This is a genomic window from Brachybacterium sp. FME24 (assembly GCF_014897705.1).
In the GTDB taxonomy this organism is placed as follows: Bacteria; Actinomycetota; Actinomycetes; order Actinomycetales; family Dermabacteraceae; genus Brachybacterium.
In genome coordinates this window covers 1-18,681 of record NZ_JABUXV010000032.1, presented here as the reverse complement: position 1 = coordinate 18,681, position 18,681 = coordinate 1, and the positions used below count along the sequence as shown (strand labels likewise).

The window sequence follows — 18,681 nt, the reverse complement described above, 5'->3', positions numbered from 1 at the left end:
TACCGCCTGACCCCTCTCATCGAAGGACCGCTACACCACTTCCAGGGACTTGACCATCCGCCGAGAAGTCCGAGGGCTACCTTCGCTCTTGCATCCATGCGGACTCTCCTTAAGAGAGGGGAACCACCAGTCAGGGATGGTTTGATCCAGTCTCACCCTCGGCTTACGAACGGTCAACGAATCCGCGCGAGGTGGGCGCCGCAGCAACTCGACCACCGGTGCTCTGCTCCAGGTGGAGACGCCATTTCGGTCCGCCAGGACACGAAGCGAACGCCTGGTCGGGAAGCTCCTTCGTCGCAAGGCCTGGTGAGGTGGGACCGGGTGCTGAGCCCATCGATCCGCCGACCGTGCGCCGCTCCTCGAGGTCCGCTCACTTCAGGCCCGCGCGTGTGTCAGCGCGAATTCCAGTGCCTTGCCCTCCAGGACCTTCACCAACCCGTTCCCGGCGCGCGAGCACCCTGGTACGCCGGGTATGCGGCGACTGTTCGAGGAATGCTCTCGTCGATCACGGACCGCTGATACCGTACGAGCCATGGCTCGCCCACACTTCCTGGATTGGCCGGTCCTCCGGCAGCTGCGCGGGGCTGATCCGACAGGTCGCGGCGCCGCGGTCACCTCGGCGAAGACCCACGAGATCACGCCGCGCACCGCCACTGCCGACGGCGTCGCCCAGAGCATCTGCCCCTACTGCGCAGTGGGCTGCGGCCAACGAGTGTTCCATCAGGACGGCAAGGTCATCCAGATCGAAGGCGATCCGGACTCACCGGTCTCGCGCGGCCGACTGTGCCCCAAGGGTGCCGCGAGCGAGCAGCTCGCGAACTCCTCGCTGCGCCAGACGAAAGTCCGCTATCGCCCGCCGCACGGCACCCAGTGGCAGGACCTAGAGCTCGATACCGCGATGGACATGATCGCCGACCGCTTCCTCGAGGCGCGTCGGAACCATTGGCAGGACGCCGACGAGCACGGTCGGCCCCTGCGGCGTGCGATGGGTATCGCCAGTCTCGGCGGTGCGACGATCGACAACGAGGAGAACTATCTGATCAAGAAGTTCTTCACCGCGGCGGGCGCGATCCAGATGGAGAACCAGGCCCGCATATGACACTCCGCCACGGTTCCCAGTCTGGGAGCCTCGTTCGGACGTGGCGGTGCCACGCAGTCCCTGCAGGACATGGCCAATGCGGACCTCATCGTCATCGAGGGGTCGAACATGGCCGAGGCGCACCCGGTGGGATTCCAGTGGGTGATGGAGGCCAAGAAGCGCGGGGCCCGCGTGATCCATGTGGATCCGCGGTTCACGCGTACTTCGGCCAACGCTGATCGGCATATCCCGATCCGCAGCGGCACGGACATCGTGCTGCTCGGCGGGGTGATCCGGTACGTGCTCGAGAACGAGCTGTGGTTCGAGCAGTACGTGAAGGCGTTCACCAATGCCTCGACGATCGTCTCGGAATCCTATGGGGACCCCGAGGATCTCGACGGTCTGTTCTCCGGCTACGACCCGGAGAGCGGAACCTACGACAACGGGACCTGGGCCTACGCCGGGGATGAGGAACGGATCGCGCGCGGCCTGCCCGAGCGGGACGAGACGCTGCAGCACCCCCGCACCGTCTTCCAGCTCCTGCGGCGACACTATGCGCGCTACACGCCGCAGATGGTGCAGGACACCTGCGGTATCGCCCCGGAGGACTTCGAGTACCTGGCCCGCTCGGTGGCCGAGAACTCCGGACGGGAGAGGACCACCTGCTTCGCCTACGCGCTGGGCTGGACCCAGCACCAGGGCGGCGCGCAGATGATCCGCACCGCAGCCGTGCTCCAGCTGCTGATGGGCAATATGGGCCGTCCGGGCGGCGGCGTCATGGCCCTGCGCGGTCACGCCACCATCCAGGGCTCCACCGACATCCCGACGCTTTACCACATCCTCCCCGGTTACCTGCCGATGCCCTTGGTCGGTCAGGACGACTTCGACGAGTACACCCGCGCCATCGGCAAGAAGGAGCAGAAGGGCTTCTGGGCCGACGCCGACATCTACGCCATCAATCTCTTGAAGGCCTGGTGGGGCGATTCGGCGACCGCCCAGAACGACTGGGGCTTCCATAATCTGCCGCGACTCACGGGCGCCCACGGCACGTATCAGACCACCATGCGGATGCTGGAGGACGGGGTCGACGGATTCTTCCTGTTCGGCCAGAACCCCGCGGTGGGCTCGGCCAACGGACGGATGCAGCGCTTCGGGCTGTCGCACCTGAAATGGATGGTGGTGCGGGACTTCTACATGATCGAGTCGGCCACCTTCTGGAGGGATGGCCCGGAGATCGAATCCGGTGAACTGGTGACCGAGGACATCGGCACCGAGATGTTCTTCCTGCCCGCCGCCAACCACACCGAGAAGGCAGGGTCCTTCACCCAGACCCAGCGCATGGTGCAGTGGCGCGATCAGGCCGTCGAACCTCCTGGTGACGCGAAGAGCGATCTCGAGTTCATGGTCGACCTCGGGTGCCGGATCCGCGAGAAGCTCAAGGACTCCACGGATCCTCGGGATCGTCCCATCCTCGACCTGACCTGGGACTACCCGGTGAAGGACAACGGCGAGCCGGATGCCGAGGCGGTTCTGGCGGAGATCAACGGTCGCCACCTCACGGGGGAGAAGGCCGGGCAGCCGCTGGCCTCCTTCGGGGAGATGAGGGCCGACGGCTCGACCATCGGCGGCTGCTGGATCTACACCGGCGTCTATGCCGACGGCATCAACCAGGCGCGTCGGCGCATGCCGGGGCCGGACCAGGACGAGACCGCCGCCGAGTGGGGCTGGGCCTGGCCCGCCAATCGCCGGATCCTGTACAACCGGGCGTCGGCCGATGCGCAGGGCAAGCCCTGGAGCGAGCGCAAGAAGCTGGTCTGGTGGGACGAGGAGACCGGCATCTGGACCGGGCACGACATCCCGGACTTCCCCCTGACCAAGCGCCCCGACGACCCGGGCGACCCCGACGTCGGCGGTGCCGGAGCGCTGTCCGGCACGGACGCCTTCATCATGCAGGCCGACGGCCGCGGCTGGCTGTTCGCCCCGACGGGACTCGTGGACGGCCCGCTGCCGACCCACTACGAGTCCCCGGAGTCGCCCATCCGCAACCCGCTGTACGAGCAGCAGTCCAACCCCACCCGGGTGACCTTCCGCAGCGAGGACAACCTCAGCTCTCCGGGTGCGATGGGCCCTGGCGGCGAGGTGTACCCGTACGTGTTCACCACGTACCGGATCACCGAGCACCACACCGCCGGCGGCATGAGCCGTTTCCTGCCCTACCTCTCCGAGCTGCAGCCGGAGATGTACTGCGAGGTGTCCCCGGAGCTCGCCGAGGAGATCGGACTGGAGCCCTACGGCTGGGGGACCATCATCTCCGCGCGCTCCGCCATCGAGGCGAAAGTTCTGGTCACCGAGCGGTTGGCGCCACTCCAGGTGGGGGATCGCACGATCCATCAGATCGGACTCCCGTTCCACTTCGGCCAGGGCAGCGAAGCGTTCATCCAGGGTGATGGCGCCAACGATCTGATCGGCATGAACCTGGATGCGAACACGCAGATCCAGAACAGCAAGAACAATTCGTGCACGATCATCCCGGGGCGGCGCCCCCGCGGCGCCGCTCGCCGTGAGCTGGTGGTGGAGTACCGTCGCCGGGCCGGGCTCGTGATGTCCGAGCACCCGGCGGTCGACGGCGCCGAGGGTGCGCCCGGCGCCGGTCCCGTCAGCGATTCCAACCACATGGAGGATCGTGGCCCGCAGGAGGCTGCGGCCATGCCCGATGGCGAGTCCACGATCAAGGAGATGAAGAACCGATGACCTTCCTCGCCGGTCCCGAAGGCCCCGCAGCCGAATCCGGCTGGGGTCACGAGCATGCCCGCAAGGGGTTCTTCACGGACACCTCGATCTGCATCGGCTGCAAGGCCTGCGAGGTCGCGTGCAAGGAGTGGAACAGCAACCCGATCGACGGCAGCTTGGAGATCCTCGGATCCAGCTACGACAACACCGGGGCACTGGGCGCGAACACCTGGCGTCACGTGGCCTTCATCGAGCAGGGCCAGGAACGGATCGACGAGGCTCGCGAGTCGGGCCGCAAGCTCGTCAGCCTCGGGATGCCCGGCATCGGCCCGAAGACCTCGGGTCCGCGGGGCGCGCTGCCGGCCGGGGATCTCTCGACCGCGGACCGCACGGCGCCGGATACGCCGGAGTTCCGCTGGCTGATGTCCTCGGACGTGTGCAAGCACTGCACCAACGCCGGCTGCCTGGACGTCTGCCCGACCGGGGCGATCTTCCGGTCCGAGTTCGGCTCCGTGGTGGTCCAGGAGGATGTCTGCAACGGCTGCGGCACCTGCGTGGGCGCCTGCCCGTTCGGCGTCATCGAACGGCGTGACGACGGGACGGTCTCCCCGCGCGCGGATCGCAGCGAGGGGATCCCGCATGAGGGCACCGCGAACAAGTGCACCCTGTGCTACGACCGGCTCGTCGACGGCGAACAGCCCGCCTGCTCCGCGACCTGCCCCACCCAGTCGATCCTCTTCGGCGACCACGAGGACCTCGCCGTGGACGCTCAGGAGCGGGTGCGCGACCTGCACGGGCGCGGCATGACCGAAGCCCGCCTGTACGGAGCGAACCCCCGCGACGGGGTGGGGGGCACCGGATCGATGTTCCTGCTGCTGGACGAACCCGAGGTCTACGGGCTCCCACCGGACCCGCAGGTCCCCACCAAGTCCCTGCCCGCGACCTATGCGCAGGCCGGGATCGCTGCGGCCGGCATGCTCGCGGTCACCGCCCTCGCCTTCCTGGGAGGGCGTCGATGAGCGTCACCGATTTCGATGCCGACCGCCCGCCGCAGCCCCCGCGCCGGCGTCGTCGTGGCGGTACGGGTCGTCGTCGCCGCTCCCTGTCCGAGGTCGGGATGGGTGACGGATCCCGCGAGGGCGCGCTCGTGGAGGACGTCGAGTTCGAGCGGTCCGAGGAGTTCGACTCCTACTACGGCCGTCCCGTGGTCAAGGCCCCGCCGTGGCGCGGCCCGATCGCCGTCTACCTGTTCCTGGGCGGGGTGGCGGGTGGTTCGGCGCTGCTGGGCTTCGGTGCGCAGCTGACCGGCAGGCCCGCACTGCGCCGCAATGCGCGCCTGACCGCCCTGGCCACGGTTGGTCTGGGCACGGTCGCGCTGGTCGAGGACCTCGGACGCCCGGAGCGGTTCCTGAACATGATGCGCACCGTGAAGGTGACCTCGCCGATGAGCCTGGGCACCTGGATCGTCAGCGGCTTCGCGACCTTCTCGGGGGTGCTCGGCGCGCTCGAGGTGGACCGCCTGGCAGGGCAGAGGCTCCCGCTGGGACCCGCGCGAGGGCTGCTGCGGATCTCCGAAGGGCCCGCCTCCGTCGGCCAGCTGGTCCTCGCGCCGCTGCTCGCCTCGTACACCGGAGCGCTGCTCGGCAACACGACGGTGCCGACGTGGGAGGCCTCCCGCGCGCACCTGTCCTACCTGTTCGTCTCTTCGGCGAGCCTGGCCTCCGGTGGGGCCGCGATGCTCACCACGCCGGTCTCCGAGACCCGCCCGGCCCGGCTGCTCGCCGCGGCCGGCGTGGTCGGTGACCTCGTCTCCATGAGGGCCATGAAGGAGTCGATGCACCCGCTGGAGTCCGAGCCGCTGGAGACCGGGAGGCCCGGAAGGATGCTGACCTGGGCCGAGCGCCTCGCGATCGCCGGCGGCCTCGGCGCGATGCTCGGCGGCCGCCATCGGGTGGTCGCCGCCGCGAGCGGCGTCGCCCTGCTCGCCTCCTCGGCGCTGACCCGGTTCGGGGTGCTCGAGGCCGGTCTGGAGTCCGTGAAGGACCCGCGCCGGGTCATCGAGCCGCAGAAAGCGCGCCTGGCCGCACGACGGGCCGCCGGGATCACCGACGACTCGATCACCACCGCCGGCTGAGCCGGCGAGCCGGACAGGGACGGCAGAGCCGGCCAGGAACGACCCAGGGACGACAGGGACAGCCCCGGGGCGCGCGATCGATCGGGTTCAGCGCACGTCGATGCCGTCTCCCGCGACGGTCTCACCGATGATCGGATACCCGGGGACCTCGCCGACCACCAGCAGACCGCCGCTGGTCTGCGCGTCGGCCAGCAGCAGCAGGTCCTCCTCGCCGATGCCGGCGCCCGCACGCACCTGGTCCCGCACCCAGTCGAGGTTGCGTCGGGTGCCGCCGGAGACATAACCGTCCCGCAGCGCCTCGGCGGCGCCCTCGATCAGCGGCACCGCGGCGCGGTCGATGATCGCGCCGATGCCGGAGGCGCGGGCCATCTTGTGCAGGTGGCCCAGAAGTCCGAAACCCGTCACGTCGGTCGCGGCCCGCACCCCGGCGGCCAGCGCAGCCTTCGAGGCGTCCCGGTTCAGGGCGGTCATGGTCTCGACAGCGACTGCGGAGGCCTCGCCGGTGGACTTCATGCGGTTGTTCAGCAGCCCCACCCCGAGCGGTTTGGTGAGGGTCAGGGGCAGCCCCGGGCGTGCGGCATCATTGCGCAGCAGCCGGTCCGGGTGCGCCGTACCGGTGACGGCCATGCCGTACTTCGGTTCCGGATCATCGACCGAATGACCGCCGATCACAGGGACCCCTGCTTCCTGCGCGACGGCGAGACCGCCGGCGAGGACCTCGCGCAGCAGCTCGTAGGGCAGCACCTCGCGCGGCCATCCCACGAGGTTGATCGCGACCACCGGGTCACCGCCCATGGCGTAGATATCCGACAGGGCGTTGGCCGCGGCGATGCGGCCCCAGTCGAAGGGATCATCGACCACGGGCGTGAAGAAGTCGGCGGTGGACAGCACGGCGGTGTCCCCGGAGATCCGCACCGCGGCGGCGTCGTCCCCGTCCTCCAGGCCCACGATCACGGAGTCGTACTGCTGACCGGCCAGGGCCCCGACGACCTCCTCGAGCTCGCCCGGCGGGATCTTGGAGGCGCAGCCCCCACCGTGGGCCATGGTCGTCAGGCGGATCGTCGGCGTCGTCAGAGGCGTCGAGACGGGAGCGTGAGGAGTGTCGTCCATGACAGCGAGCCTACTCAGTCGCTGCCCGAAGCGCCTGGTCCCGCGGTGATACGTTACCGGTGGAGGCGTACGTGTCCTGGTGGGCGCCCCGGTCTTCAAAACCGGTGAGACCGAGCATCTCGGTCTGGCGGGTTCGATTCCCGTCCGCCTCCGCCACGCACCCGTCGGCCCGAACGAGGAGGTTCCCGTGCCCGAGACCCCGGAGCAGCGGGAAGGGACCACGGATCCGCGCCGCCGCATCCCTCGCACCGATCTCCTGCTCGCGCACCCGCAGGTCGAGCGGGCGAGTAAGGCGATGAGCGAGCGCGTCGTGCGGGAGATCGTGCGCGCCGCGCAGGCCCGGGCACGGACCGGAGCGATCGATCCCGAGCAGGTGCTCGACGAGATCCTCGCCGCGATCGGGGGCCGGCCCGCGGCCTCGTTGCGCCCGGTCCTCAACGCCACCGGCGTCATCGTGCACACCAATCTCGGTCGGGCCCCGCTGTCGCAGGCCGCGCGGCGCGCCCTCCAGGACGCCGCCGGGTACACCGATGTCGAGTTCGACCTGGGCACCGGAGCTCGAGGGCGACGCGGTGCGGGAGCCCGGGCGGCACTGCTGGCCGCCTGCCCCGAGGCGGAGGACGCCCTGGTGGTCACCAACGGCGCCGCCGCCCTGGTCCTCGCCACCACCGCCCTGGCCGGGACCGCCGAGGTGCTCATCAGCCGCGGCGAACTGATCGAGATCGGTGCTGGTTTCCGCCTGCCGGACCTCATCGCCTCCACCGGCGCACGGATCCGCGAGGTCGGCACCACCAACCGCACCCATCTTCGCGACTACACCGACGCGCTCGGACCGGATACGGGATGCGTGCTGCGCATCCATACGAGCAACTACCGCATCGTCGGGTTCACCAGCGACGTCGGCGTCGATGAGCTCGCGGGGCCCTGCCGGACGGCGGGCGCGCCGCTGGTGGTCGACCTCGGCAGCGGCCTGCTCGGCCCCGAGACCCGGCTTCCCGACGAACCGGATATCGCCGCCGCCCTGCGCGACGGCGCTGATGTCGTCCTCGCCAGCGGGGACAAGCTCCTGGGCGGACCTCAAGCAGGGATCCTGCTGGGCCGGGCCGACGTCATCGCGCGCCTGGCCCGCCACCCGCTGGCGCGCGCCGTGCGCGCCGACAAGCTCGCCCTCGCGGCGCTCGAGGCGACCCTGACCGGCCCCACCCCACCGGTGCTCGAGTCCTTGCGCCTGGACCCCGACGAACTGCGCGAGCGCACCGCGCAGCTGGCCGCATGCCTCGGCGGTCGTCTCATCGAGCACGAAGGACGGGTCGGCGGCGGAGGCGGGGCCGAGGTGCCGCTGCCCGGCTGGGCGCTCGCCCTGGAGGCCGAGCTCGCCGACCCGCTGCGCACCGGAGAGCCCGCCGTGGTCGCCACGGTGCGCGACGGCGCGTGCCTCCTGGATCTGCGCTGCATTCCTCCGGCCGACGACGGGCGCCTCATCGCCGCCGTCGAGTCCGCTCGCGCCGCGCTTGCAGCACCAGCATCACCGGACCTGAGTCGATGATGCAGGTCATCGCGACCGCTGGGCACGTCGACCACGGGAAATCCACCCTGATCCGCGCCCTCACGGGCATCGAGCCCGACCGTCTGCGCGAAGAGCGACAGCGCGGACTGACCATCGATCTCGGCTTCGCGTGGACCACTCTGCCCTCGGGCCGGGAGGCCTCCTTCGTGGACGTGCCCGGGCACGAACGTTTCCTCGCCAACATGCTCGCCGGACTCGGCCCCGCCCCGATCGTCTGCTTCGTGGTCGCGGCCGACGAGGGCTGGCGGGCCCAGTCCTCGGACCATCGCGACGCCATCGCCGCGCTCGGGATCGACCAGGGCCTGATCGTGGTCACCCGCGCCGACCTCGCCCCCGACCGCGTGGGTTCGGTGATCGCCGAGGCCCGCACCGAACTGGCCGGGACTGGACTGGCTGACGCTCCCGCGCTCGGCGTCTCCGCCGTCACCGGTGAGGGACTCGATCAGCTCCGAGACCTGCTCGACCAGGCTGTGCGCACTGCGCGTGAGCCCTCTGCCGTCCAGCGGGTGCGCCTGTGGGTGGACCGCTCCTTCACCATCTCGGGGGCGGGGACGGTGGTCACCGGGACCCTCGGCGCCGGCACTCTCGTGCGCGAGCAGCGGCTGGAGCTGTGCGGCGCGATCCGAGGGGGAGAGGTCGTCGTACGCGGATTGCAGAGCCGCGGCGGGTCGCAGGCCTCGATCGGCCCGGTCAGCCGCGCGGCAGTGAATCTGCGCGGCCTCGGCGCCGACGACATCAGCCGCGGGGACGCACTGCTCACCCCGGGGACGTGGGAGATCACGACCGTGATCGACGTGCGCCGCCGGACCGGGGCCGGCTTCGCAGAGTCCCCCGGGGAGCTCATGGTCCATATCGGCACTGCGGCCGTGCCTGCGCGGGTGCGGCCGTTCGGCGAGGACCACGCCCGTCTCACCCTCGCCCGCGCCCTGCCGCTGCGCGTCGGGGACCCGCTGGTGCTGCGAGGCAGCGGGAGCCACTCGGTGCGCACCGGGGCGCACGTGCTCGATGTCGACCCGCCCCGTCCCGCCCGGCGCGGCGACGGCCACCGCCGCACCCGGGCTCTGGAGGCCATGCCGCTGACCGGCGACATCGCCGCCGAGGTGGCGCGTCGTGGCGCCATGCGAGAAGATGCCCTGGAGCGGTTCGGGGTGGCCGTTCCCATCCTGCTCCCGACGACGCTGAGCCGCCACGGAGGCTGGCTCGTGGAAGCACCCGCGCTGCAGCGGTGGTCAGAGCACCTGCGAACGCTCGTCGAGACCGACCGCCGTGCGGACGCCCTGTCCTCCGGGATCCCGCGGAAGGCCGCGGTCGACGCCCTCGATCTGCCCGCTGCGACACTGCTGGACGTCGTGGTGGCCGCTGCCGGGCTGGATCAGAGCGAGGGGCGCGTGCGTGACGCCGCGGCCACCGAGACGCTGGGCGAGGCGGAGTCGTCCATCACGCAGCTGGAGGAGCGACTGCGAGGAGCGCCGTTCCGCGCGCCCGAGGCCGATGACCTGTCGGTGCTGCATCTCGGCGCCCGCGAACTCGCGGCGGCGGACCGGCAGGGACGGCTGCTGCGATTGGACGACGGGGTGATCCTGCTGCCCACTGCACCGGCGCTCGCCATGCGCGAGCTGGCGCAGCTGCCGTCGCCGTTCACCACCAGCGACGCCCGCCAGGCGCTCGGGACCACGCGCCGCGTCGCGATCCCGCTGCTCGAGCATCTCGATGCCCGCGGCTGGACCCGCCGTCTCGATGCGGGACACCGGGAGATCGTGCGCTGAGCGTCCCGGTGCGAGGCACCTTCAGCCAGAGGTCAGCGACGCTCGGCGAGCCACGCCCGGTGGGCAGCCAGGAGTGCGTTCTGTGCTTCGCTGTGGTCCGATCCGCCGAGCAGGGAGGCCGGAGACGTCGCCGACTCCCACAGCGCCCTCACCTCGACCCGATCCCCGTCGCGCAGTTGCGCGATCGCAGCAGTGCGTGTCGCATCCGGCGGAGGCGGGAGGAGCTGGTGCAGCTGCTCCCAGCGCACCGACTGCTCTCGCCCGACGAAGCCGCACCAGCTGAACCCGCGCCCGTCGATGCGCAGCCGCGATCGGTGCGCGCCCCACAGGATGAAGGCCCCGCCGCCCAGTGCCAGGACCGCGGGGACGAGCAGCGCGAGGAAAGCCGGTGCCTCGAGCGCGATCGCCAGCACCACTGCCGTGATCGCGGCCCCGACCCCGATCAGCATCACCATCGGCCCGATGACGTGATTCATGCGCGATCCTGCGCTGCGGATCGTCCGCTGCATAGGCCTTCCTCCGGGTGGTCAGGTGTACCGGCGATGTGGCGGAGGGCTCGAGAGCCTGGGGCGGCCGGATACTGGCACCCACTCTATGGCGGACTGCTCTACGGCGTGACCACTCGATGGGGAGTACTCCCCATGGGCACGAGGGGGTGCGCCGCCGTACCCTGGTTCACACGTCAGGGACAATGGGTGACGACAGAGGAGCAGCTGTGGCCGGATTCTTCGGGGGAGATACCGACCAGTTGCGAGGCCAGGCGCAGGCATGCAGGAACGGTGCGCAGCGGCTTTCGGACCTGGTCACCGTCGCCTCGATCGCGATCGACAGTGCCGCCTGGGAAGGGCCCGACGCCGACGCCTTCCGCGACCTCTGGCACAGCACCGTCAAAGCAGATCTTCTGGCCCGTGGAGCGGACGTGCAGGAGCGGGCACGCGCGCTCGAAGCGCACGCCGACGAGCAGGATGAAGCCTCCAGCGCCGGTGATGGCGGGTTCCTGGACATCATCAGGGATCTTCTGCCCGCCCCGCTCCCCTTCCCCGGACCGCTGCTCCCGCTGCCCCAGCCGATCCCCGGGCTCCCCCTGGGCCCCTCCGTGATCGACGGGCTGGAGAATGCTCTGGGAATCGGCTCCGGCGAGGACGGATCGGCCGGGACCTCCGAGTTCTACGGTGATCCGGGCTACGGGACCGGCAATGCCGCCTCAGGGGATCGTCCGGTCGGCGAGAGCGATGCAGGCGGATCGCACTGGGACGGCCGCGAGATCGAGAACGACCGCGGGTACGTCGACGGCTACGCGAACACGCGGGCGAGCGCGGGGACCAACACCACCGTGGACGACTACGGGAACACCACCCGCACCGCCGGTGCGCGTGCCGGGGCGGAGATCGGCTACGACGAGATGCTGAACGGGCCGGGAGGCACCTCGCTGCAGTCCACAGGCCGTGCCGGAGCCGAGGCCTATGCCGAGGCCGGTGTGACCTATGGCGATGGCTTCAGCGCCGGCGCCTCGGCCGGGGCCGGCGCGTACGGGGACATCAATGCGACCGTCACCGGCCCCTTCGGGGCGAGCAACACGCTGGGAGTGCGAGGCTTCGCCGGCGCCGAGGCTCACGCCAATGCCTACTCGCATGCGACCCGCAATGAGGACGGAGACATCAACGGCTGGACCTTCGGGGCCGATGCAGGAGCCTTCGCGGGGGCCAAGGCCGATGCAGACTTCGCAGCGACCTCCCCGGGCGGATGGCTCAGCTCGTCCGCCTCGATGGGTGTCTCGGCGGGCGCCGGCCTCGGGGGAAGCTTCGGCGGCACTGTCTCGACGGACGAGGTCGGATTCGCCGTCGGCGGTGATGTCGCCGCCGCGCTCGGCGTCGAGGCGGACCTCTCCCTCTCCGTCCACCCCAACGAGATCGTCAACGACATCACTCCCGGGGACTACGACCTCGACGATGCGATCGGGGACGCCTCCGGGGCACTCGAGGATGCCGGTGGTTGGATCTCCGACCACTCACCTTTCTGATCCCCGTGCTGGCTCCGGCCCGCCGAGCACCATGGCGGGAACCACGACGAGCACCCGACCCGCATCAGGGTCGAGTGCTCGTCGTCGGTGGGGTTCCGATGTGCCCCGCGTGACGTTCAGTCCGTGGCGCGCGGCTTCTTCACCGGAGGTTCGCCCAGCTCGACGTCCTCGGTGAGGATGTCGTCGCTCTCGCCGGAGACCAGCTCGAGGGCATCGATCCTTCCCAGAGCAGTGAGATCCGCCGCGGCGGCTTCGAGGTGTGCCAGCGCTGTCTGCGGAGCCACGACCTTCACCCGGAGGATCGGGGTCTTCTGGGACACCTTCGCATCGGACTTGATGCGCCGCACCGAGATCGCCGCCTGCGCGACCGAGTCCAGCAGGGCCGCGTCCTGGCCTGCCGCCGCATCCTGCAGAGGAGCGGCCTGCGGCCATGACTGGGTGTGCACGCTGCCGCCGCGCCACCACGACCAGACTTCCTCGGTGGCGAACACGATCACCGGGGCGAACAGGCGCAGCTGCACCTCGAGAGCGATCGCGAGCGCGGCCCGGGCGGAAGCGGCACCGGCCTCACCGGACGCGCTGTTGCCGTGGGCGCGCTCCTTGACCAGCTCGATGTAGTCGTCGCAGAAGGCCCAGAAGAAGGGCTCCGTGACCTCGAGGCTGCGGGCGTAGTCCATGTCGTCGAAGGCCACGGTGGCCTGCTCGACGACCTGTGCGAGACGGGCCAGCAGGGCACGGTCCAGCGGGTCGGTGACGGCTGCCGGGTCCGCGGCCAGACGGCCGGCAGGATCCACCGGGGCGGCGCCGAAGCCCAGGGCGAACTTCGAGGCGTTGAGGATCTTGATCGCCAGACGTCGGCCGATCTTCATCTGACCCTCGTCGAAGGCGGTGTCGACGCCCTGGCGGGCTCGCCCTGCCCAGTAGCGCACCCCGTCGGAACCGTGCTGCTCCAGCAGGCCGATGGGCGTGACCACATTGCCCTTGGACTTCGACATCTTCTTGCGGTCGGGATCCAGGATCCAGCCGTTGATCGAGGCATGCTTCCACGGCAGCGAGTCCTGCTGCAGGTGGGAGCGCACGATCGTGGAGAACAGCCAGGTGCGGATGATGTCGTGGCCCTGCGGGCGCAGGTCCATCGGGTAGACCTTGCCGAACAGCCCGTCGTCCCCGGCGTCGGAGTTCCAGCCGCCGGCGAGCTGCGGGGTCAGCGAGGAGGTGCCCCAGGTGTCGAGGATGTCGGGGTCGGCGACGAAGCCGCCGGGCACGCCGCGCTGGTCCGCGGTGAAGCCGGCCGGCACGTCGATCGTGGGATCGATCGGGAGGCTCTCGACCGGCGGGGTGAGCACCGTGCCGTGGTCGGTCTCGCCGTCGGCGCCGACCCCGTACCAGATCGGGAAGGGGACGCCGAAGAAGCGCTGGCGGGAGATCAGCCAGTCCCCGGCCAGGCCCTCGACCCAGTTGCGGTAGCGCGACTCCATGTAGGGGGGATGCCAGGTCAGCTCGCGACCGCGCTCGATGAGCGCGTCGCGCAGCCCGCCCGTGGACTGGTCACGGCCACCGTTGGTCAGGTACCACTGGCGGGAGGTCACGTACTCCAGCGGCTTGTCGCCGTTCTCGTAGAACTTCACGGGGTGGCTGATCTTCTCGATCTCCCCGGTCAGGTCACCGGACTCGGTGGCCATCTCGACGACGCGCTTCTGCGCGCTGAACACGGTCAGCCCGGCGAGCTCGGCGTAGCGGTCCTGGCCCTCCTGCGTGGAGATCCATGGGGCCTCCGGGAGGAAGCGTCCGTCGCGGCCGATCACGGAGCGGGTGGGCAGCTCGAGCTCACGCCACCAGGTCACGTCGTTCGCATCGCCGAAGGTGCAGATCATCGCGATGCCCGCGCCCTTGTCCGGCTGGGCGAGGGGATGCGCCATCACAGGCACCTCGACGCCGAACAGGGGAGAGGTGACCGTGGAGCCGAAGAGATCCTGATAGCGCTCGTCGTCCGGGTGGGCCACGAGGGCCACGCAGGCGGGGAGCAGCTCGGGGCGGGTGGTCGCGATGACGACGCTCTCGCCGGTGCCGTCGGTCTTGGTGAAGCCGAGCTGGTGGTACGCGCCGTCGCGGTCGCGGTCCTCCTGCTCGGCCTGGGCCACGGCGGTGCGGTAGGTGACGTCCCACATGGTGGGGGCCTCCGACTGGTACGCCTGGCCGGCCTGGAGGTTCTCCAGGAACGCGCGCTGGCTGGTCGCGCGGGAGTGCGCGTTGATGGTCTGGTAGCTGTGGTTCCAGTCCACCGAGAGGCCGAGCGTGCGGAAGACCTCCTCGAAGGACTTCTCATCGATCGCGGTGAGGCGCTCGCACAACTCGATGAAGTTGCGGCGCGAGATGGGCAGCTGGTTCGCGGTCTTGGAGGACTTGTTGTCGCCGCCCTCCTGCGGGGGCGTGAAGTCCTCCACGTAGGGCAGCGAGGGATCGCAGCGCACGCCGAAGTAGTTCTGCGCCCGACGCTCGGTAGGCAGTCCGTTGTCATCCCAGCCCAGCGGGTAGAACACATTCTTGCCGCGCATGCGCTGGTAGCGCACGATCATGTCGGCCTGGGAGTAGCCGAACACGTGGCCGACGTGCAGTGCTCCCGAGGCGGTCGGCGGCGGGGTGTCGACGCTGAAGACCTGGTCACGCGTGGTGTCGGGGTCGAAGGCGTAGAGCTGCTGCTCGCTCCATACGCTGTCCCACTTGTTCTCGAGGCCCTCGAGGGAAGGGCGATCGGGGAGAGCGGAATCAGGGCGCGGTGCGGTTTCGGTCATGGGGGCATTGTTCCAGGTCTGAGGGGCAGTGCAACGTAGGCGTCAGCAGTGTGAGCGCGCTCGCGCCATCACCGAGCGTCTCGTGGCGCTGAGCGGGCGGGTTCCTGCGCCGTACCGTGGGGACATTGCTCTTGAGCGCATCGCCCTGGTCTCCGACGTGCACGGCAATCTGGCTCTTCACCATCGAGGGTGTAGTTGGGGTCGGAAGCCGCCTGTCTCGAATAGTGATCTGGCGATGTAGTTCGTCAGGTTGCGGAAGCCGAGGGCGGAGCCGCGGAGGTGTTCGAGGCGGCCGTTGATCGCTTCGGTGGGGCCGTTGGATGTGCCGGGCCGGTCGAAGTGGGCGAGCACGTCGGCGGCGCGCTTGGTCAGGGTGCGGCCGAGCGTGATGATCTCGCTGAACGGGCTGGGGACGCCTCGGCTGATCGACTCGAGCAACTGCCTCATCAGCTCGCGGCCCTGGGTTCGGTCGGGCTCACGGTAGGCGGCGATCATCCGCTGGTAGATGCCCCAGGTGGCTTCGACCCCGACGTGGGCGCCGACCGGACTACACCCTCACCTGCGACTGCGAAGAGCCGAAAAATAGCCCCTGTGCAAGGGTCTGCCCGCGTGCTATGTTCCGGCCATGACTCGACCCGGTGAGATCCTCGGCAGCGTGGTCGCCGCCAGCGAGCGCGAGCAGCTCGAGACGTTCCTGGACTACCTGCGCGACGCCGTCGTGCGCAAGGCCCGGGGGGTGTCGGAGGAGGACGCCCGGCGCAGCCCGGTGCCGACCGGCACCAACCTCGGCGGCCTGATCAAACACCTGCGGTGGGTGGAACTGGGCGGGTTCGCCGAGCAGATCGGGCAGATCCCCGCCGCGGAGCTGCCCACGCCGCCGTGGACCGAGGCAGACCCGGAGGCCGACCTGCGGCTGGAGCCGAACGAGAAGCTCGACGACGTTATCGCCGCCTACCAGGCGGCGTGCGACCGCTCCCGCGAGATCGCCGCCCAGCACAGCCTCGACTACGCACCGCGGGGCAGGGAGCTGACGTTGCGGTGGGTGTACCTGCACGTGATCCTGGAGACCGGCCGGCACGCGGGCCACGCGGACATCCTGCGCGAGATGATCGACGGCAGCGTCGGCGACTGACGGCTCGCGGCGCGTCGTCGGTCCGTGTTCGGGGTCGTCGGAGGCGGCGTGACACCGGGATCGGCGGAGGCTGACCTCCAACACCGTGGGCCGCCACCCGAACGGCTCGTGCGCCAACCGCCGGACCACCGTGTCCCTGGCCGCGCCCTGGCATCCGCAGCGACGACACCATCTGTCGGGCTCGACAACCCGGCACCGGAGAATCGCCCGATCGGGCTCCAACCGCTGCCCGAGCACTTCGAGCCCGAGATCATAGTCCCCCCTATCTTCGGGAGACCTCGACCCCTACCCGGCCACCGACGCGTCGACCGGACGACACCCTCAACTGCGAAGAGCCGGCGATCTCACCGCCTACGAGGCCGTGCTCGCCGACATCGCCGCGCGCGGCATCACGCGCGTGATCAACCTCGGCGACGTGGTGGGGAAGGGGCCCCGCGGTGCTGCCTGCATCGCCCTGACCCGGGTGCACTGCGAGGCGACGGTGCGCGGGAACTGGGAGGTCTTCCTCGCCGGGGGCGGCGAGCCGGTCGGCGACGCCCAGGCGTGGTGGCGCTGCGAGCTGTCTCCGGACGATCACGGCTGGTTGTTCGCCCTGCCCGGCAGCCTCGACCTGGTGCTCTCGGGCCGACGGGTGCGAGTGCTGCATGCGTCCCCGATCGACGAATTCACTCGGGTGCACCGGGAGCCCAGCGCAGACGTCTTCGCGATGATGTTCGAGCCGACACCGTTCACCGGAGTTGTGCCGCGTGCGGACGTCGTGGTCTACGGGGACATCCACGACGCGTAACTCTCAGTGCAGCCGGAGGGGATGCTCGTGAACGTGGGCAACCCTCTCGGTGCGCCGGTGCCTTCCTACGTGATTCTCGAGGGAGCGGCCGGGGAGGTGGCCGATGGCCGGTTCGGGGTGCAGTTCATGCGCGTGCCGGACGACATCGAGGCGGAGATCGAGTCGACCTTCGCGTCGGGCATGCCGGAGGCGGAGGCGCACGCGATCGAGCTGCGCACCGGGATCTACCGCGGGGCGCACGAGGTGCTCGGACTGCGCTGACGCGGACCGGCCGACCTGGACGACGAGCCGCGACGCGAGGTGCCCGCCCGTCACCCCGTCCCGGAGGCGATCACGGCACCCGTGCGGTCCACTCGTCGGTGCCGAACTTCGTCTCCACCAGGGCGCGGGCCCTGGTGAGCTCCTCGTCGGTGTAGGTCGATGCCCGGGTGTCGTAGCGGGCGCGGAAGTGGTCCAGGAACCCGTCGATGATCTGTTCCCGGGCGAGGCCGGTCTGTGACCGCATCGGGTCCACGCGCTTGTTCGCACTGCGGGTGCCCTTGTCGGACAGCTTCTCCTTGCCCACCCGCAGCACTTCGCCCATCTTGTCGGCGTCGATGTCGTAGGACATGGTCACGTGGTGCAGCAGCACGCCGCCGGCGAATCGCCGCTGGGCGGCGCCGCCGATCTTGCCCTGCTCGGAAGCGATGTCGTTCAGCGGCACGTAGCGGGCCTTCACGCCGATCTCCGCGAGCGCGCCCATCACCCAGTCGTCGAGGTAGGCGTAGGCCTGCTCGAAGGTGAGTCCCTCCACGAGGGAGGTGGGCACTACCAGGGAATAGGTGATGCAGTTGCCCTGCTCCATGAACATCGCGCCGCCACCGGTGATGCGGCGCACCACTCCGATGCCGTGGCGGGCTGCGCCCTCGGCATCGATCTCGTTGCGCAGCGACTGGTAGGAGCCGATGACCACGAGCGAGGAGTCCCAGTCCCAGATCCGCAGGAGCGGACCGCGGCGCCCCGCGATCATCTCCTGGGGCAGGACCTCGTCCAGGGCCACGTGCAGGACCGGGGGCAGGACCACGGCGGGGATGACCTCGAAGGTGAGATCCTCCCAACTGGAGGCGTGACCGAGTGCCCGGCGCGCTGCGATCGCGACCGCCTCGGCGTCGAACCCGATCATCTGGACCGGTTCCGGCCGTGCCTCCAGGCGCGCGGTGATCGACGCGGCGAACTCGGCGGCGGAGGCATCGGTCGCCATGCCCTGCAGGGCGGCACCCAGATCCTCGAGGGCGTCATCGGGCTCGAGGAAGAAATCCCCGAACACGTGGGCGGTGCTGATCCGGTCGTCCTGGGTCGTGACGTCCACCGAGACCAGCTTGCCGCCACGGACCTTGTACTGACCCTGCATCACCGTGCTGTCGCTGCGCGCATCCATAGCCCCATCTTCTCGCACTCGCGGCGTGCGCGGGCGACCGGGACCGGCGGGGCTCTGCGGACGAGGACGGCAGGTTGCCGCTGTTGGTCTCGTTGGCTCCGTGGCTCCGTGGCTCCGTGGCTCCGTGGCTCCGTGGCTCCGTGGCTCC

13 protein-coding genes, 1 tRNA gene and 2 pseudogenes are annotated in these 18,681 nt (G+C 70.1%); 10 read left to right on the top strand and 6 right to left on the bottom strand.

Going from position 1 to position 18,681, the window contains the following annotated elements; all coding sequences use genetic code 11:
- Positions 1–532: 532 nt before the first annotated feature.
- Genes fdnG through nrfD form a run of 3 tightly spaced genes read left to right on the top strand, consistent with a single transcriptional unit; the run spans position 533 to position 5,942 of the window.
- The gene (fdnG, locus tag INT51_RS21400) at positions 533–3,829 is read left to right on the top strand and encodes a formate dehydrogenase-N subunit alpha (RefSeq protein WP_193107429.1); all 3,297 of its coding nucleotides are present in this window, start codon (positions 533–535) and stop codon (positions 3,827–3,829) included.
- Positions 3,826–4,827, top strand: a complete 1,002-nt coding sequence (locus INT51_RS21395) for a 4Fe-4S dicluster domain-containing protein (RefSeq protein WP_193107428.1) — start codon at positions 3,826–3,828, stop codon at positions 4,825–4,827. Before fdnG ends, INT51_RS21395 begins: the two co-directional genes overlap by 4 nt.
- Positions 4,824–5,942, top strand: a complete 1,119-nt coding sequence (gene nrfD, locus INT51_RS21390) for an NrfD/PsrC family molybdoenzyme membrane anchor subunit (RefSeq protein WP_193107427.1) — start codon at positions 4,824–4,826, stop codon at positions 5,940–5,942. The genes INT51_RS21395 and nrfD overlap by 4 nt, the downstream gene beginning before the upstream one ends.
- Positions 5,943–6,029: 87 nt before the next feature.
- On the opposite strand, the gene selD is transcribed toward nrfD, so the two are convergent.
- The gene (gene selD, locus INT51_RS21385) at positions 6,030–7,052 is read right to left on the bottom strand and encodes a selenide, water dikinase SelD (RefSeq protein ID WP_193107426.1); all 1,023 of its coding nucleotides are present in this window, start codon (positions 7,050–7,052) and stop codon (positions 6,030–6,032) included.
- Between the two features lie 61 nt (positions 7,053–7,113).
- On the opposite strand from selD, the gene INT51_RS21380 reads away from it, so the two are divergent.
- The 3 genes from INT51_RS21380 (at position 7,114) to INT51_RS21370 (ending at position 10,385) form a co-directional block, all read left to right on the top strand.
- Positions 7,114–7,208, top strand: a tRNA-Sec gene (locus INT51_RS21380).
- Between the two features lie 31 nt (positions 7,209–7,239).
- A complete protein-coding gene (gene selA / locus INT51_RS21375) occupies positions 7,240–8,598 on the top strand; it encodes an L-seryl-tRNA(Sec) selenium transferase (RefSeq protein WP_193107425.1) in 1,359 nt (452 codons plus the stop codon).
- The gene (locus INT51_RS21370) at positions 8,598–10,385 is read left to right on the top strand and encodes a SelB C-terminal domain-containing protein (protein WP_226986037.1); all 1,788 of its coding nucleotides are present in this window, start codon (positions 8,598–8,600) and stop codon (positions 10,383–10,385) included. The genes selA and INT51_RS21370 overlap by 1 nt, the downstream gene beginning before the upstream one ends.
- Positions 10,386–10,417: 32 nt before the next feature.
- Here the strand turns inward: INT51_RS21370 and INT51_RS21365 are convergent, their stop codons facing one another.
- Complete coding sequence (locus tag INT51_RS21365; RefSeq protein ID WP_226986036.1) at positions 10,418–10,861, bottom strand: hypothetical protein; 444 nt, start codon at positions 10,859–10,861, stop codon at positions 10,418–10,420.
- A 239-nt stretch (positions 10,862–11,100) separates the two neighbouring features.
- Between INT51_RS21365 and INT51_RS21360 the strand changes: the two genes are divergently transcribed.
- Positions 11,101–12,405 carry a hypothetical protein gene (locus tag INT51_RS21360; protein WP_193107422.1) on the top strand — a complete coding sequence of 435 codons (1,305 nt, stop codon included), beginning with the start codon at positions 11,101–11,103 and terminating at the stop codon, positions 12,403–12,405.
- Positions 12,406–12,521: 116 nt separating this feature from the next.
- Here INT51_RS21360 and valS read toward each other — a convergent pair whose 3' ends face one another.
- Entirely contained in the window at positions 12,522–15,197 is a 2,676-nt protein-coding gene (gene valS, locus INT51_RS21355; RefSeq protein ID WP_193107421.1) for a valine--tRNA ligase, read from the bottom strand.
- Positions 15,198–15,374: 177 nt separating this feature from the next.
- A pseudogene (locus INT51_RS21350) lies at positions 15,375–15,737 on the bottom strand (transposase); the annotation flags it as partial.
- An 85-nt stretch (positions 15,738–15,822) separates the two neighbouring features.
- On the opposite strand from INT51_RS21350, the gene INT51_RS21345 reads away from it, so the two are divergent.
- Entirely contained in the window at positions 15,823–16,329 is a 507-nt protein-coding gene (locus INT51_RS21345; protein WP_193107420.1) for a DinB family protein, read from the top strand.
- 50 nt (positions 16,330–16,379) lie between these two features.
- On the opposite strand, the pseudogene INT51_RS21340 reads toward INT51_RS21345, so the two are convergent.
- A pseudogene (locus tag INT51_RS21340) lies at positions 16,380–16,581 on the bottom strand (ISL3 family transposase); the annotation flags it as partial.
- Positions 16,582–16,690: 109 nt separating this feature from the next.
- Between INT51_RS21340 and INT51_RS22470 the strand changes: the two are divergent.
- Together INT51_RS22470 and INT51_RS22465 are read left to right on the top strand one after the other, a co-directional pair.
- Entirely contained in the window at positions 16,691–17,116 is a 426-nt protein-coding gene (locus INT51_RS22470) for a metallophosphoesterase (protein ID WP_226986035.1), read from the top strand.
- 33 nt (positions 17,117–17,149) lie between these two features.
- Positions 17,150–17,377, top strand: a complete 228-nt coding sequence (locus INT51_RS22465; RefSeq protein WP_226986034.1) for a hypothetical protein — start codon at positions 17,150–17,152, stop codon at positions 17,375–17,377.
- A 70-nt stretch (positions 17,378–17,447) separates the two neighbouring features.
- Here INT51_RS22465 and INT51_RS21330 read toward each other — a convergent pair whose 3' ends face one another.
- Positions 17,448–18,506 carry a biotin/lipoate A/B protein ligase family protein gene (locus INT51_RS21330; RefSeq protein ID WP_193107430.1) on the bottom strand — a complete coding sequence of 353 codons (1,059 nt, stop codon included), beginning with the start codon at positions 18,504–18,506 and terminating at the stop codon, positions 17,448–17,450.
- Between the last annotated feature and the right edge of the window lie 175 nt (positions 18,507–18,681).